Origin of the sequence: Ruegeria sp. ANG10, assembly GCF_040705255.1 — a bacterium.
In the GTDB taxonomy this organism is placed as follows: domain Bacteria; phylum Pseudomonadota; class Alphaproteobacteria; order Rhodobacterales; family Rhodobacteraceae; genus Ruegeria.
Window position 1 is genome coordinate 195,411 of record NZ_JBFCVU010000007.1, and the last position, 16,621, is coordinate 212,031.

The window sequence follows — 16,621 nt, forward strand, 5'->3', positions numbered from 1 at the left end:
CCCCTCCTCAATGAGCCGTACGCGCACGTGGATCGAGCAACGCATTGATCAGATCAGCCAATGCGGTCGACACCACGAACAGCGCCGTTGATACGAGGACCGAACCCATGACAATCGGGTAATTGCGGGTCGTGATGCTATCGATAACCAACTTTCCCAGCCCAGGACGGGCAAAGACGATTTCTGCAAAAACGGCCGAGCTGAGAAGAAAGCCCATCCCGACCCCAATCACGGTAACCACTGGCAGTATGGCAATACGCAACGCGTAAACCATAACCACGCGACGTTCGGCGATACCAAAGGCCCGAGCCGTGCGCACGTGGCTTTCGCCCATAACCTCCAGCATCGAAGCCCGCACAAGCCGGGCAATATAGCCAACCCAGCTGAGCCCTATGGCAAAGGCCGGCAGGACCAGATGGTCTAGACGATCCCAAAACCCTTCGCCCGCGCCAATGGCAGGGAACCATTGCAGATGCACGGCAAAAACAAGCAGCGCCAAAAGTGCAACAACAAAGGCCGGGGCCGCAACAAAGCTGACCGATACTGCGGCTGCGATCCGATCGATCAAAGTGTTAGGATGCGCAGCCGCATAGGCACCAAGCGCTATGCCCAAGCTTGCAGACCACAGGATAGACGCAAAGATTAGCTCCAGAGTGAAAGGCAATTGCTGAAACACAATCTCGGTGACGGACCGGCCCGAAAAGACATCAGTCCCAAGGTCACCCTGCAAGAGGTTTCCATAGAAGATCAAAAGTTGCTTCCAAATCGGTTGATCAAGCCCCAACGCCGCAGTGAGTTGGGCCTGAAGCTCGGGCGTGGCGCGTGGGCCCAGCATGATCTGGACCGGATCGCCCGGCACGGCGCGGATCATCAGGAACATGACGGTGACCGCCACGAACAGGATAAGCAGCGACAGCCCGAAGCGACGGGTTGCGAAATTCAGCATGGCCAACTGGCTCCTTGCGGCTTGGTGGCTTTGTTTTTGGCACGGCGAGCGTCACGCGCCCGCCGCACCCCGGTCGACCTGGGGAGATCAGGTCGCCTTGCCGAAATAGCGAAGCAGGGACAGGCCATCCGGCCGCAGCGCAGGAATGACACGTGCGCTGTGGATGACCGGTGTCGCCTCGTGGGTGATAAAGCGATAGGCACCGCTATCTTCCATCAAGTCCTGCGCGCGCTGATACATTTCAGCCCGTTTTGCTATATCCGTTTCCGCAGCCGCGGCTTCATGGATTTCGTTGAATTCAGGACTATTGAAACGCTCCCAGTTCCACTTGCCAATCTGTTCGGGCGTAAACCACGACGTCGCATAATACGGATCAGGGGTCATGGAATAGCGATTCAGTACAAGCTGAAGGTTCTCATTGTCCCCAGACGCCCAGAACGCCCCGGATTCTAGAACATTCACCTCAACCGTGATCCCGATCTGCGCCAGTGTCGCCTGAATGATCTGGGCGGTTGTCGTAAAGGTCGTCTTGTTCAGTGTATCGAGGGTCAGCGTGACATTGGTTTCACCGGATTCCGCCAGCAACTGCGCCGCTTTTTCAAAATTCGCCTCGGGTGGCACAAGCGAAGAAGGTCGATGCCCGGCAAGACCCGGTGCAATGATGCCGGTCGATGGATCAGCGGCACCAAAATAGGCGGCCTCTAGAATGCTGGGTACATCCACCGCGTGCTGGATCGCCTGCCGCAGCTTTTGATTTTGCAGTTTCGGATGCTCGACGTTCATTCCCAACCAGACATAATAAAGCGAGGGTTTTTCAACTAGAGATCCGCCATTCGGAACCCCGGCGCGATAACGCTCGACCGAGCCCAGCGACACGCGGGTTACATCCAGCTCACCTGCCTCAAACGCAATCTCAGCCGTGTTTTCGTCGTCGATCGGGTAAATTTCGACGGTGTCCCAGGTCGGGGCATCCCCTTTCCAGTCAGGGTTGCGCTTGAGAACCGTTTTTTCCTTGGGCGCCCAACTGTCCCGCAGGTATGGACCGGACTCTGCAACAGGATCAGCGCCGATCCGGCCACCGGCGGCTTCGACCGCAGCTTTTGAGACAATGTTTCCGGTGATATAGGGCAGGGCGATCGACCAGATCGGAGCGAATGGCTTGCTCAGAACGATCGTCCCTTCGCGTTCACCGTTCACTTCAACATGGCTGAATGGCCCCAGGTCGGGCTTGTTCGGACTGTCGGTCGCGTCGTCCACGACCCGTTCCATGCTGAATTTGACATCCTCGGCTGTCATGGCACCAAAACCGTTGGTGAACCCGATATCGTCACGTAGTGCGAATTTGATGTGGGTCGGATCAACCTGCTCAATCATCGTTGCGGCATCCAACTGCCAGCCCCATTCCTCGCCTGGTTTGTACTGGATCAGCTTGTTGTAGATCGAAGCATGCACCTCCTCTTCAACAACACCAACGGAATGGGCCGGATCCATGTTCTGTGCATCACCATAAGCCCGCACACGCAAAACACCGTCATCTGCTGCAAAAGCACGGTTCGCCCACCCCATCGGAAGCGCAGTTGCGGCCCCAAGCGCGGTTGCGCCTTTCAGAAACCCCCGGCGACCGACATTGGCCTTTGTCCATTCGATCTTCATTTTATCCTCCCTTGGATTTAATCACAGAAGCCCACGCGGAATGGTTTCGGACCATTCCTTTGTCAGAACTTCGATTTCGTCTGTTCCTTCGGTGGCGCGGAGTTTGCGGTAGAGGTAGAAATACTGCGCATCGCAACTCATGCGGCACTCGGTCGTGATGGCCACCTGCCAATCCGCCCGCTCAAAGGTAAAGTTCCAGGCGGTCTCAAAGACCGCGGTGGCGGGATCATCGGGTTGGATACCGTAGTGCATTCGCACATCGCTGCCGACAATCAGATCATGATAAGGATCGCGCGTCTTGCCATAGTCATCGAACGTTTCCAGAACCACCCGACCATCATCGGTCATCATGCGTTCAGATTGGGCTGAAGGTGGGCGCAAAAGTTCAGCTTCAAGAACCGGATATGTCTGTGCCGGTCCCGGTTCCGAGGCATGAATTTCGCGTGTGACCTCGCGCACCGGCAGATGCAGGGCGCAATCTTGCAAGTGCAAAGACACTTCGGCAGAATGTGGTGCTGGCCAAATGATCGGCCAGTAAGATGTAGACAGCGCCAGCCGCAACAAATGGCCCTCGCGCAAGTGGTGCGCGCATTCATTCAGGGCTATCTCGGCCTCGTAAATCTGACCTGGCTCCAGCGTTTGCGGCGTCTCGTGACTATGATAGTGACACAGGTTCAAAGACCGATAGCTGATCCGTTGCGATACACCGTCAGGCGAGACGTCGCACAACCGCGCGATAAGTTGTGCCACAGGTTTATCCACTGAAAATTGAAACTTCAGCCTTGCGCGCCCCAGCAACTCTAACGGAGCTTGCAGCGGCGCGCTGTCAAAACAAACCGACAGGCCATCGTCCTTGGCCTGGTCGCCCGCAAGTTCGTTGTCGATCCGCATACCGGCACAGAAATACCCACCATCGGCACCAATATGGCAGGGCGACGCGATAGCGACCGTGCCAGCGGTCGACTCCTGTGAAAACCCGCCCGGAGTCAGATGCCAGACCTGTTCAGAGACATGAGGCGAGGGCCACGTCGCCTCAGCGATCCAACGACCTTGCCGAGGGCTGTTATGTGCCGTTGGGTTAAAATGCTCCTGCATATAGGTCCGATACGCAGGCAAATCCTCGGCGCCATTTTCTTGCCCCTTAAGCCAGCGATCAAACCAGCCGATGACTTCAGAGTGAAAATCCGCAGGATCAAGCTTTGAGATATGCGCATAGCGATGTTCCCACGGTCCAATGACGGCTTTGGCGGGCACCGTCAGATTCGCGGCCAAAGCCGGGGGCGCATTGACATAAGCATCTGCCCAGCCGGTGATGGCCAATACTGGGGTTTGGATCGCAGACCAATCCTCGCAAACTGAGCCGTGCTTCCAGAAAGAGTCCCGTGTTGGATGGCGTAACCAATCCGCAGCGGAAAATGGGACGTTTTGCAGTCGGGCGAGCCAATCCTCTCGCCAATCCGCACGAAGCTCAGGATCAGCGGGGCGGGTCAGGTACGCAAACATCTGACTGCCCCAGTTCATATTGTCACTTAGCAGGCATCCCCCCATAAAATGGATGTCATCCGCATAGCGATCCACGGTCGAAGCGACGCTGACCACGGCTTTCAACGCAGGTGGGTGTCGAAAGGCCAGTTGCAAACCGTTAAACCCACCCCATGATATTCCGACCATACCAACCTGGCCGTCACACCAATCCTGCGCCGCGATCCAGGCTATGACTTCTTCACCATCACGCAGTTCTTGCTCGGAGTATTCGTCGTCGAATTGCCCTTCGCTGTCCCCGGTGCCAGCAATGTCGACGCGGATGCAGGCATAGCCCGCCTCTGCAAATACGGTGTGTGTTGTTTCATCTCTTGGCGCGGTGCCATCGCGTTTGCGATATGGCAGGTATTCCAGAATGGTCGGGGCTGGCCCCGTGCCGGGCAGCCACAGGCGTGCTGCAAGCCGCCGCCCGTCGGCGAGGGTTATCCATGTGTTTTCGATGGTTTCGATTGGCATCTGAGACTTATCTGTTGTGGACCGATACCGAATAAGAAACCGATTTGCAGACAAAACAAATTGTGCGATCTTACGCGGATTGACGCTATTTGCAGTGATACCGCGTCAGAACGCGAAAGGTTTTGCCTGTGTCTGAGAATTTTTCTGCCAACCTGCGGTCGTTATGCGCAGAACATGGGAACATTTCGCAGATTTGTCGTGATATCGGCGTCAACAGACAGCAATTCAATCGTTACTTGAATGGCTCCAGTTTGCCTTCCGCTTACAACATGCGTCGCATTGCACGTCATTTCGACCTGACAGAAGCCGATTTGTTCTCTGAAACCGGCGTCTTCGAACTCATGTTAAAAGGCGCCCTGTCACACACCGGAACAACGCCAACGGATGCTTTTTTGGAACCTTTTCGAGGCCAACAGAAAAACCTCCGGCGATACGTAGGATTTTATCATTCCTACTTCCGCACCCCTTCTTGGGAAGGAAAGATCTTTTGCTCATTGATTCGAATTCAGGAAGTTGATGGGCTGTTCGCGATCCGCTCCCGAGAAATTGCCACGTCTCCAGACAAAAGCACGCACCAGATTTCACGCTATGCCGGTTTGGTGACAATGCGCGGAAACAGGATATTCGTGACAGAGCACGAACTTACGCGCGAAGGTAGCGTTGCCAATACGATTTTGTATTCCGCACACCGTCAACAGCTGAAATATCTGCGAGGCATGACAATGGGCGTCGCATGGCGCCCATACCCGCATCCCTACGCTGCCAAGGCAATCTGGAAACGATTGCACGAGCGTGTAACCGCCCGTGAGGCAATTGCTGCTTGTGGGATCTATCCTGCCCAAAGCAATAGGATTGATCCAACCGTCAGGAAACACCTTCACGAGGCTTGAGGCGGTCGGCGAACCCAAAAACTAATTTCTATTTGTGATCGTTCGTTGCGGAGCGCGAACTCTACAGCCTTGAACTTTTAACGCAACTTTCTTGAAACGATCTGGGCACGATAGCTGGGTCATTGCTATCTACTGCCACTCAGAATACGTAACCAAAGGCTTCGATGTCTTTGGCGTAGGTGCGATGAACAAGATCCCGCGTCTGAGGTGTAAAGGCCTCTCTATAGGAATGAGTATTTCTTGACGTGTTAAACCGCGGCAATTGGCATTCTATGCCCACCTGTTCGCAAATTTCCTGAAAGCTGTCTTCGATCGTTTCGAACCGCCCTACATATTTCACTAATTTCTGCCCGCTCCTGTTGAAGACGAACTCTGACTGAAATGGGATGTTGTCCCGCCCACAATGCCATTCTGCAAATGTAGAAAAATCACCTAGGGACTTCGCGAATGAATGGTTCCAATGGCGATGGTTTGACAAAGTATAGCTATAGGTAGAAAAAAGCCGATCCCAAGGGTTTCTAACAAATGTAAAAGAAAATAGGTCGTCAAAATTTTTTTGACCTAGCTTATCTACGACTTCGTCAACCCGAACGTGGTCTTTGAACGGTTGAGCCACTGTTCGAAGCCCCGTTCTTTCGTGAAGCTTTGTGTATATTTTCAGTTGCTGCCTATAGGTCAACAATGGCGATAACATTCTTTGCACAGGCCCCGCGGCAAAAGGCATCAAGGCATTGGCGACCGATTGGCCAGCTGCTTTGGGAATGTGGATAAAAATAAATTTATGCCTGCGAGAAAGTATCATTACTTCTCCTTGTAACTTTCTTAAACTAGGCCGCAACCAAGTATCTTTTTCCCGGTGCGCTGCACTCGCAATCTCGTCTCAGTTTCCAGACTTTCCAATTAGTTGTGGTCAAATATAGTGTCAGCTGCCGAGGCAATGTGTTGACATTTCAGGTCCTTTTGCCAGGGTCAACTGCTTTATTTATGGCCGCATAGCGGGTTGTGTTTATGAAGATTTGTAAAGGGTCTGGGGGCGGGCACTGACTTACCCAAATGACTGTGCATTGAGCAGTTTATACGTAAGCATTGGCTCAAACTATCGGCGGTCAAGTATCTGACAGAGGCGCACCATACAACTGCGACCGCGGTGCTGTTTGGTTTGCTGCCCGATTTTTCCAGGGCAACATGTGTTGGCATGTATGCGGAAAAATCCAAAAAAACATCGCCCACAAGAAACAGATTTGCGCCACGAAGCTGAACTCGTTTCTCACCCAAATCATTAAGGTAAAAAAGAAGACTGCGGAAAATGCAATTGCGTGGGTCGAAATATTTGGCGTCCGAATACAATAGTGCATTCTGGTAAGTATCCGACCTAAGATTGCATGTCCCGCTGCGATCCCGAAAACATGGAAGTTCAAATACATCTCTGAAATCGCCATGAATCCGGGGCCACCTTTGCGGCTTGGGATAAGATACTGGTGTATTTGATTGCTGTTATTTGGCGCAGCTCCTGAGTTGAAGGGGATCGCGGCCAGAATATTACCCAAGTAATCACTGCCAAGCCGCAGCATTTCACCATCCGCGACACGCATCCGTGTCCCCATAAGGGTCATGAGCGAGGGCGAAAAAGGACCCAGCGAAGTTAGTAGCGTGCTATCTGCAAATTTCTCTTTTGTTCCTGACAGATTTCCTGCGGTCTCCAACATGAGACTGAGGGACCAGTCTGCAGCAGCTAGCCCTCTCATTACTTCCATCAAGGGGACAAAGACCATGACGGCACACGCAACGATGAGCAGCTTAACCGGGGTTACATTACGGCAAATCGCCTGATGAATGATCAACCAACCTGCAAAACACGCAAGCAGTGTTCCTCGATCCCCTGCAACCAAGAGAATGCTCATTAAGCAGAGAAATAGAAGATCTGACCAACCGAGACGCCGAACTCGACTTTTGATCATTGCGTTGCACGTCAAGGCGGCGATGGGCAGAAACCACGTCATCGATGCAATGAAAAGCCTGCTTTGAGAGCCACCTGTTCTTGCGTCGGAGTAATCATGATAGTTACCCGAAAGCATCGGTTTCAAACCAGCCCCTCTTGCGGTGTCCAAAGCGATGATCAGAAACGAAAAGCCAATCAAACAAAGCGCTAAAAGTGTGGTAGTGACCTCAACCCGCCTTCTGTTTGCAGGCAGCTTTGTCATGTTAAAGCCTGTTCGCCGGGAACAGGTCAGAACACCACAAGAAAAGGCTGCGACGGCGATCATGATCAGTGGCAAGCAACCGGTTAGATAACCGTAATCAATCGCCCTGAAATAAACCAAGCCCACAGGGCCAAGTTCAAGATAAAGTATGTACGGCCCCAACAGGTAGAGCGATAAAGATGCGAGATAAAGGAAAGGCATGGATACGATTCCGACCCCCGGCGTCAGCGCCAAAACGACCAGATGAACGAAAAATACCGCAATGCACATCCAAGCTAGAATTGGCAAAAAGACGGGATCAATATCCGGTCCCCACAATAGGGCCGCGGCGCTCCAGAAAACGACTTCGCAAGCAAAAAATACTACAAGCGTTTTCATATACACTTTCCCAGCGCATCTCTTTTGCTAATTTTTGCAGCTACGTGGGATTGATCAGGCCCGAGCCAGCCGCTGTCACGCAAGCCATGGCACGTTAACGCGGAGTGTTCAATCACGTTGCTCACCCCTCTGACAAGGCCCTGAGTTGTTTTTCAAGCCGCGCAATGCACTCCTGATTTTGCAGACCAGTCCAATAGAAGTTCCCGCGGAATAGAATAGTACTACAATAGCCGAGAGACGCACGTCCCCGATTAAGCCGGCGACGATCAGTCCGGCTGACAGACACAACAACATGAGGATGTTGTAGTTTCTTACAAACCGTTCCGCGTGAAGCAAGACAGCCGTAAGCTGCCCAGGCCCAGCTGCCGCGCGACACAGTTGAGCGAACGCAATGGTCACAAAAACCCAAAGCAAGAGATCTTGATCAGCAAGATCTGCCACCGGCCCAAGCCCGAAATACCCAAGGACCAGCAAAAGGATTGCTACACCAACTGCTGCTAGAACACTGATAGAAAGTGAAAACAGGATTGCGATCCTGTAATCGTGGCGAATAGCGCTGGGTTTATTGGCTTTGACGTGGCGATTGATCCGGGCGCCAAACACCGCTCTTGCAGCTTTGACTCCAAAATTTAAGGGGCCCGCCAGCCGTATCGCAATCGCGAGATACGCCAAAGTTTCAGGTGTTAGAAAGAACCCCGAAACAAAAATTGGCAGGTGATTTCCTACGCTGCGAGACAGGGAAACCTGAAAATGTGCTCCGTTCGTCTTTACCAATCCAGCCCCCTGCCAATTGCGTGCAGCCTGCAAGGTAAGTGGGCACAAGTAATAGATCGAAGCAAAAGCCGTACAGATAACAAAGATCAGCAAATAAACAGTTGGTTCCTTAACCTCTGCCAGCCACAGCAAAAAAAAGCCACCGAACAACGCGATGGGCCTTAGGAAGTCACGGGCAAACTGTGCTCGCACGCCGCGCTCGGCAGCGCGTAAGATCGCGTCAGAAATGTTCAGTGCTGTCAGCGCAAAGGCCGCTGAGGCAATCCAAGCCAGCTCATTGCTTGCACCCAAGGAAGCAACAAGGGCAATTGTGAGTGTTACCAATGCCCCAAGCAGATAGATTAAATAAGTATTGCCCATCTCAGAAGGCGCCTTGACCTTAGCAAGGTCGAGCGGAGCATACTTTTTTATAAGTGTTGTAGGTTGGCCGCGTTGCAAAACCAAGCTGCCGATACCCGCAGCCGAAATGATCCAGATATATCGCCCATAACCATCCGCACCCAAGGCCGAAGTAAGTAGGATCACAGTCGCCAGCGCGAACGCTGCCCCAAGGGCCTGTAGAACAACTATTGATGAAAGCGCTCTCAGCATGGCCATTTCAATGCGACAGCCTGCTCAAACAGTTCCAGCGCTTCCAGATAACGCGGCGAGGCTAATATCTGATCATAGTATTTTTGTTTCAAGCGATCTTTCTCGGCATTGGGCAATGAACTGCGTGACTTTTCTTTTCGCTTGTCCTGCGTCGCCTTTTCGATCAACTCAGTTGTTATGGTGACATCATGACCAATTTTCTGCAAAATAGCCGATGAAATGTTCGCGGCATCTTCAATCACATCATCAAAAGTAACGATATGAATCTGAGGCGCGGAAATGTGTGCCAAAGTGGTTTGTGCGAACCCGATATACTGCTTTAGGCTGTCTGCTACCTTCAAATCTGGCTCACGCACTAGATAGGATGCAATGCAGTCCAGAGGGTGCCGGAACAGGATAAAACACGGTATACCGTATCGTACGGCCATGCTGATTTGTTGCGGACGATGAACATGGTTTGCAATCCGCAGGCCCTTTGGCCCGGTAGCGCGTACTATGCGGTGCAGATATGTGTTAGCCGATCGCGGGTACCCTTCTATGACAAGATCGCTTTTTGGTGTCACCCAAATATGGCGTCCCAATTGTGCATTGCGCAGGGTTGCTGCCGCTGCAAAAAGGATAGGTTTATCAAGAAAATTCATGGTACCCGTTTCGTATTACGGTTAGATCGTCTGACCCACAATTGGCTTAAGAGCTGGCCAAGGTCATTTTGTAAAGTAGGCGATCACCAGGAGCGGTCTTGTAAGTGGCCCGCCCAGCATCGAATGAACCGGTGAAATTGGGCGTGCCGAACATTTCGGCGCGCACATACCCCTGTTTCGCACCGCGCGGCGCAAATCCAAGATCAAGATCGCTATCCAAGCTATCCAGGCGCTCTTGTTTGACATGAAAATAAGGTAGCTTTGTCTTCCAGCGCCTGTGGCGAAGATTCACCCGAAGATACGCAAGTAGCAGGCGCCAACGAGAGACATAAGGTAGTTGATGGCGTTGATTGTACCCCTGCATTGAAGTGGCCCAGGTAGAGAAGGAACGTTGTGTATGTATAACCACAACCTCGCAACCAAGCGCGAGGTATCGCTCAATTCCTTTGTCTGTTTTTGAGCAATCGACCATCCCGTTTCCAAAATTTTTTGCTTGCTGGATTAGGGACTCGTATGGAGCTAAGTCGATTTCAGATATGACCAGCGACCAGAAAGAATCTGACTGGATTTCTGCGTTCTTACGCTCGCGCTCTTCTGGTCGCGCCCACCGTCCGCCACTCTTTTCAAAGCCGGGATCACTCACGAACCCCAGTGAACGAAAGGTTTGCCATACTTCACCCGCATTTAAGATGCGCCGATCCCTTGCAATCCAATCTCCGACAAAGGTACTGCCCGACCGTGGTTGCCCCACAACATAAAATACCGTGAACTTCGACACATTCTTAGACATCTGCGCCTCTCGGTAAATCGACATCCATGGGACCCTGAAGGCTGAGCGCCTCCAGAAGCTGAGACTTGATGCTCTGCGGGCTAAAACCCTGCTGAAACAACTCTGCTCCGGCCTGTCCCATGCCCGCAATATCCGCGCGAGCGCATTCCTGCAACGTATCGGCAAGACGATGTGGATTCTGCCCATCAATTAAAAAGCCCGTTTCACCAGATATTACCTGGTCAGGAATACTGCGATACCGAGTTGCGACTATGGCGCACCCATTAGCCATAGCCTCCAGGATCGATCTTGGCTGTGCCTCGGCGGCATAGCAGGTAGGTAGGCAAAATACGTGGTGTTGCGAATATAAACGCTGCACCTCGCATCTCTCCACAACAGTGTCTCCAATATCCACGTTTAGGCCATGTATGGAAAGCTCGGCTGCACGGTGTTCAAAGGCGCACCGGTCTTCCGCAGATAACCATTTGCCGCGAAACGTAAGCGAAAACTGATCTCCCACTCCTCGCTGACACAGAATTTCGCATGCTTCAAGCAGCGCAAGATAGCCCTTTTCCTTAATGAAGTTCGACAGATAAAGCACTTTCAGCGGTCGTGGTGGCGCAGGTTTTACCGGAACCTGCTTTGGAACAAGCGCCGCATCAATCGTGTTCGGCAAGATACAGACCTTCTGCAGGTTGAGACCACACGCGGCCGGGTCTTCCGGCAATAGGCTCGGACTAAGGACCAAAATGTTGTTGGCCTGCTTATTCACATAGCGGTGCAAGTAACCCATTAACCCGGTCATGGGCGCAAAGTAGTTTCCGTTCCGAATATGGAAGACCAGGACGGAGTTGCGAAAAAGCAGCCGAACTACAAAAACGGTGGCCGCGTTGCGCAATATCCCCATTTTCGAAGCTGCAGGCAGAAAATAGACGTAGTCCACTTTCGCACGCCGCAGTCCGCGCATTGCAAGCCGTGCTAATAAATCAACAGACATGATAGTGGCACCAACCGCGGTGCGTAGGCGCTCGAACAGGGTAGTGGCCGCCAAGTTTCTCAATCCGTTGGTCTTCAGCTCGATGAGTTCGATCCTGCAATAAGGCTGTAGAACGTCCAATACGACCTCGGTACCAATCGCGGCACCTGTTACGCCACCTTGTGCAGAGTTGGTCGCCGCCAGGGCAAGAAATGTAGGCCTGGTCATGAGGTGGCTTTTTTCAGGGATAATTGATCATAAATACCGTCATAGGAGGCCGCCATCCGCTCAACGCTGAACTCCACTAGATCAGACTGCATGCTACGCAAACGGGTCTGGATGCTCTCTATTGGACTAGCGTTAGTATTTCGAAGCTGCTCCACCAATGAGTTGAGGTTTTCGTGGTCAAACGTAACCGGCTTGTGTTTCCACCCGCAGAGCATAGCATCAAGCTCTCTGCTCTGGCTGGTTAACGCAAAATATCCCCAAGAGATCGCCTCAAACAGTGTATTGGACATGCCCTCGGAAGCGCTGGGAAGCACCAGCATATGCGACTCAGGGCTGAAACACTCGCCCCAACCCGTAAGACGGCCATGCAACCGGACGTTATCCGCAAGCCCCAATCGCTTGATACTATTGCGGATGGCCGCCTCTTCTGGCCCTTCACCTACGATGTCGAGACCTTGGATCCCGGTTTCTGCCAGAATGCGCGGCATTTTCTCGACCAAGGGTTGCACACGTTTTTGCTCGACCAGTCGCCCAACGAACAACAGACGTGTTGGGTGGCTTGAGATCGTGACCTCGCAGGCTTTCAGCGCTAAGCCATTTGCAATGGTCTTTGTTTTGCGTGGTACGCCCAATACCCGACGCAATGACAAAGGCGGTGGGAAATGAGGATAATTAGGCACCACCAGATCCGCAACCACATGGTTGATATACGGCAGCCTGTCTCGAAAGGCGCCCCCACCGTAGTTACGTACCTTACGACGATCGCCACTGATTACTCGACAGCCATTGGATCTCGCCGCCAACATCGCCGGAATTGTAATCCGGTCAGGCAGCCATAGTTGCACAATGTCAATGCCATACTCCCGGATAGCAGTTTGGATTTTGGAAAAAATCTTCACTGGGTTGAGATTTTCCAACAACACTACCGGAGTGTCACTCGCGATTTCGTTTCCCTTGAGGACTGCAATGACATGGCTATGTCTGGAAGCTTGCGTCAGCAACATCATTTGACGCTCAGCTCCCCCTTTCTCCATATGCGCGATGACATGCATAACTTTGGCAACATTCAATTTTGTTCGTTCAAAATGTTCTGGCATTGGTAATTTTCATGAAGTCGGAAAAAATAATCTATAGTTGAGCGTCCCGTAGCAAGCTTCTCAGTTCACCAAAACCCACAACGAGAGGTAGGCATGTCTTTTTTGCCCGACCTCCCTCAATTTGGATCACTTTTTTCATAAAGGAGCATAGGTCAGGGTGCATTTTTGCACGCAGACAACGGTCCCTCGGAACGAGGCTGGCTTTAGTTTTCTGAAATGTTGATGCGACTGCGCGGGGAAACTAAAAAGCTTTAAACGTCCCCCAAAGTCACTTTGCTCATCAATTGTCTCCATCGCCTCAATGGCGTTGAACCAATTTGACGGCAACCAAGACTTTGACCCTGATTAACCCGCCAACTGCAATTCACGCCATCTATGACAACTTACTGCGTGGCCCGCCTCGCAGGTCTCCAAATGAGGCTCCTCCCGCTTGCACAGGTCCGTGGCAAAAGGACATCGTGTGTGAAACTGACAGCCGCTGGGGCGATTGGTTGGCGACGGAATTTCACCTTCAAGTTTCTGCGCTTTGCCGCGATCATCCGGGTCCAGAGACGGGATCGCTGAAAACAGAGCTTTAGTGTATGGGTGGCGCGGCGACTGGAACAGCTGACGCGTCGGGGCACTTTCCATGATCTGCCCCAGATACATCACTGCGACATGATCGCAGGTATGGGCCACCACCGACAGATCATGGCTGATGAACAGATAGGTCAGCCCCATCTCATCCTGAAGCGACTTTAACAGGTTCAGGATGTCGGCCTGAATGGAAACATCCAGCGCCGCGACGCTTTCGTCTGCCACCACAAACCGGGGTTTGGACACCAGCGCTCGGGCAATGGAAATCCGCTGACGTTGCCCCCCAGAAAAAGCATGCGGAAACCGGCGCAAATGTTCCAGGTTCAGCCGGCACAAGCTGGCGATTTCGCGCACACGCTCGTCCACCTCTTCGCGAGAGTTGCACAGACCCATGACTTCCAGAGGTTCGGCAATAATGTCGCGCACGGTCATACGCGGGGACAGCGCAGCATACGGGTCCTGAAAAATCAGCTGCGCACGGCGGCGGTATTCCTTCAGGTCGGCCCCGGCCAGCTTGCCCAGATCATAGCTGACCTCTCCATCATCATAATGGGCGCTGCCACCAGTGATGGGAGCGGCATTCAGAAGGGCGCGGCCAAAGGTCGTTTTGCCCGAACCGCTCTCACCGACCACCCCGAAAAAGGACCCGCGGGGGATCGACAGCGAAACTTCGTTGACCGCCATCAGGACACTTTTGTTGAAAATTTTCCCGCCGACAGGGAACCCAACCGACAGGTCCTGGGTTTCGATCAGATTGTCGTTGCTCATGCTGTTTGTCCCTGATCACAAAGGTGGCAGGCCGTGCGATGGTTTTCGCCGGTGTCGGACCAGCCCGGAACAATCGTTCGACAGACATCGCCTACAATCTTGCTGCAACGGGTATGGAAAACGCAGCCTTCGGGGCGTTCCAGCGGTGATGGTATATCGCCCGGCACAGGCATCAGCGGTTTGTCCAGATCGTCAAGCTGCGGCAGCGCATCGATCAGCCCTTGGGTATACGGGTGATAGGGGTTGCGGATCACCTCACGCACCGGGCCTTGTTCAATCATCTTGCCCAGATACATCACCGCCACCTTGTCCGCTGTCTGCGCGACCACACCAAGGTCATGGGTGATAAAGATGATTCCCATGCCGAACTCATCCACCAGGTCCTTCATCAGGTCGATGACCTGAGCTTGGATCGTCACATCCAGCGCCGTTGTGGGCTCATCTGCGATCAGAAGCTTTGGCTTGGTCGACAACGCCATGGCAATCATCGCCCGCTGACGCATGCCGCCGGACATTTCAAATGCGTATTGCCCAAACCGAGTGGGCGCATCGGAAATACCAACACGGTCCAGCATCTCAATCGACAGTTCGCGGGCCTGTTTTTTGGACATATCCGTATGGATCAACAGCTGCTCGACCATCTGGCTGCCAATAGTCATCGCAGGCGCAAAACTGGCCATCGGTTCCTGAAAGATCATGCTGATCGCCCCGCCACGCACGACTTCCATATCTCGCGGGCGTTGCAAGGCAAGAACATCTACCGGCCCGCTGTCCAGATGAAGCGTGATACGGCTTTCCGGCGCGTAGACTGCATTGCCCGGATTAAGCTTCATCAGCGATTTCGCGGTCACAGATTTGCCCGAGCCGCTTTCACCCACAAGGCCCATGACCTCGCCCGGGGCCAGCGAAAATGACACGTTGTCGACCGCGGTGATCAGCCCTTCGTCGGTCTTGAATTGCAGCGTCAGGTTTTCGACGTCGATCAGGCTCATTTACGGGTCTCCGAATAGGGATCGGCAGCATCACGCAACCCGTCGCCGACAAAGACGAAGGCCATGACAAGCGCGATGAAGAAAAGAACCGGGATGAAGTACCAATGATAGTTCAACAAGACATCGGCTTTGGTCACGTTCTGCAGCATGACACCTAATGAATTCACCGGATCCTTGAGACCCAGCCCAATAAAGCTGAGCGCCGTTTCCGACAGGACCACGTAGGGGAACGAAATGACCAAGTCGACGATGATATAGCTGGTAAAGCTTGGCAGAAGATGCCGCCTGATGACGTGACCAGCGGGGGCCCCGCACAATTGCGCGGCCAGCACGTATTCCTGATTGCGCTCGGTCAGCAGATGGGTCCGTACCCGCCGGGCCAATGTTGGCCACCCCACCAGCCCAAGGATCAGGGTTATGACGAAAAATCGGGTCTCGGCTGACCATTCGGGTGGGATAAAGGCGGCAATAGCCATGAACAGCGGGATGGATGGCACCGTCCTGACTGCATCGGTAATCATCTGGATCACGCTATCTATGGCTCCGCCATAATATCCAGCCACCCCCCCGATTATCAAAGCCAACACGAACGAGATCACCACCCCCAACGTCCCCACTTGAAGCGACGTCCAGACCGCGTGCAGCGTGCGCGAGAAGATATCCTTACCCGCACTGTCGGTGCCGAACAGATGGACGTAGCCCTGATCCATGCCAAACAGATGGATGTTTCCTGGAATGAAACCGAACAGTTTGTAACTGTCGCCGCTCACGAAAAACTGCATATAGCGGCGCTCATCCTCGTTTATCTTTTCGACCCAGCGAAAGTTGGTCGCAAGTGACCGCTCACGAGTAACAGTGTGCAGGAAGGGACGGATTGAACAGCCATTCTTGTCGCAGAATTTCGGTATCTGAGGCGCACCGTTTAGGTAGTCCTTATCTCGACCGGCAACCGTTGGGTCGTAGGGCGACAGGAATGGCGCAAAGAGGCCCGATAAGATCAGCACAACCAATACGGTGGCGGCAATCATCGCCGCGCGTTGCTTTTTGAACCTGGCCCAGATCAGCTGTCTTTGAGAGGCCGTGAAATACGCCTCCTTGGCCTTCTGATCGTCAATTTTTGTGGAGGTTTTTGCAGACATGGAT

Annotated in this window: 14 protein-coding genes; 1 reads left to right on the forward strand and 13 read right to left on the reverse strand. The window is 53.0% G+C overall.

Annotation, left to right across the window (positions count from 1 at the left end; genetic code table 11):
* Window positions 1-7: 7 nt before the first annotated feature.
* From AB1A64_RS15715 to AB1A64_RS15725, 3 genes are all read right to left on the reverse strand, one after another.
* Window positions 8-946: an ABC transporter permease gene (locus AB1A64_RS15715; RefSeq protein WP_170351176.1), complete on the reverse strand. Its 939-nt coding sequence runs from the start codon at window positions 944-946 to the stop codon at window positions 8-10.
* An 87-nt stretch (window positions 947-1,033) separates the two neighbouring features.
* On the reverse strand, window positions 1,034-2,599 hold the full coding sequence (locus AB1A64_RS15720; protein ID WP_366552263.1) for an ABC transporter substrate-binding protein: 1,566 nt from the start codon (window positions 2,597-2,599) through the stop codon (window positions 1,034-1,036).
* A gap of 21 nt (window positions 2,600-2,620) precedes the next feature.
* The gene (locus tag AB1A64_RS15725) at window positions 2,621-4,597 is read right to left on the reverse strand and encodes a CocE/NonD family hydrolase (protein WP_366552264.1); all 1,977 of its coding nucleotides are present in this window, start codon (window positions 4,595-4,597) and stop codon (window positions 2,621-2,623) included.
* Window positions 4,598-4,725: 128 nt separating this feature from the next.
* On the opposite strand from AB1A64_RS15725, the gene AB1A64_RS15730 reads away from it, so the two are divergent.
* On the forward strand, window positions 4,726-5,487 hold the full coding sequence (locus AB1A64_RS15730; RefSeq protein WP_366552265.1) for a helix-turn-helix transcriptional regulator: 762 nt from the start codon (window positions 4,726-4,728) through the stop codon (window positions 5,485-5,487).
* 139 nt (window positions 5,488-5,626) lie between these two features.
* Here the strand turns inward: AB1A64_RS15730 and AB1A64_RS15735 are convergent, their stop codons facing one another.
* The 10 genes from AB1A64_RS15735 to AB1A64_RS15780 form a co-directional block, all read right to left on the reverse strand.
* Window positions 5,627-6,289: a sulfotransferase family 2 domain-containing protein gene (locus tag AB1A64_RS15735; RefSeq protein WP_366552266.1), complete on the reverse strand. Its 663-nt coding sequence runs from the start codon at window positions 6,287-6,289 to the stop codon at window positions 5,627-5,629.
* Window positions 6,290-6,593: 304 nt separating this feature from the next.
* A complete protein-coding gene (gene wzy / locus AB1A64_RS15740) occupies window positions 6,594-8,066 on the reverse strand; it encodes an O-antigen polysaccharide polymerase Wzy (protein ID WP_366552267.1) in 1,473 nt (490 codons plus the stop codon).
* 108 nt (window positions 8,067-8,174) lie between these two features.
* On the reverse strand, window positions 8,175-9,431 hold the full coding sequence (locus tag AB1A64_RS15745; protein ID WP_366552268.1) for a hypothetical protein: 1,257 nt from the start codon (window positions 9,429-9,431) through the stop codon (window positions 8,175-8,177).
* Window positions 9,425-10,072, reverse strand: coding sequence for a hypothetical protein (locus tag AB1A64_RS15750; protein ID WP_366552269.1), 648 nt, complete (start codon window positions 10,070-10,072; stop codon window positions 9,425-9,427). The genes AB1A64_RS15745 and AB1A64_RS15750 overlap by 7 nt, the downstream gene beginning before the upstream one ends.
* Before the next feature lie 46 nt (window positions 10,073-10,118).
* Entirely contained in the window at window positions 10,119-10,862 is a 744-nt protein-coding gene (locus tag AB1A64_RS15755) for a hypothetical protein (RefSeq protein ID WP_366552270.1), read from the reverse strand.
* Window positions 10,855-12,045 carry a glycosyltransferase family 4 protein gene (locus AB1A64_RS15760; protein WP_366552271.1) on the reverse strand — a complete coding sequence of 397 codons (1,191 nt, stop codon included), beginning with the start codon at window positions 12,043-12,045 and terminating at the stop codon, window positions 10,855-10,857. Before AB1A64_RS15760 ends, AB1A64_RS15755 begins: the two co-directional genes overlap by 8 nt.
* Window positions 12,042-13,142, reverse strand: coding sequence for a glycosyltransferase (locus AB1A64_RS15765; RefSeq protein WP_366552272.1), 1,101 nt, complete (start codon window positions 13,140-13,142; stop codon window positions 12,042-12,044). The genes AB1A64_RS15760 and AB1A64_RS15765 overlap by 4 nt, the downstream gene beginning before the upstream one ends.
* 345 nt (window positions 13,143-13,487) lie before the next feature.
* A complete protein-coding gene (locus AB1A64_RS15770) occupies window positions 13,488-14,486 on the reverse strand; it encodes an oligopeptide/dipeptide ABC transporter ATP-binding protein (RefSeq protein ID WP_366552273.1) in 999 nt (332 codons plus the stop codon).
* Window positions 14,483-15,478: an ABC transporter ATP-binding protein gene (locus AB1A64_RS15775; protein ID WP_366552274.1), complete on the reverse strand. Its 996-nt coding sequence runs from the start codon at window positions 15,476-15,478 to the stop codon at window positions 14,483-14,485. The genes AB1A64_RS15770 and AB1A64_RS15775 overlap by 4 nt, the downstream gene beginning before the upstream one ends.
* Window positions 15,475-16,617, reverse strand: a complete 1,143-nt coding sequence (locus AB1A64_RS15780) for an ABC transporter permease (RefSeq protein ID WP_366552275.1) — start codon at window positions 16,615-16,617, stop codon at window positions 15,475-15,477. The genes AB1A64_RS15775 and AB1A64_RS15780 overlap by 4 nt, the downstream gene beginning before the upstream one ends.
* Window positions 16,618-16,621: the final 4 nt, after the last annotated feature.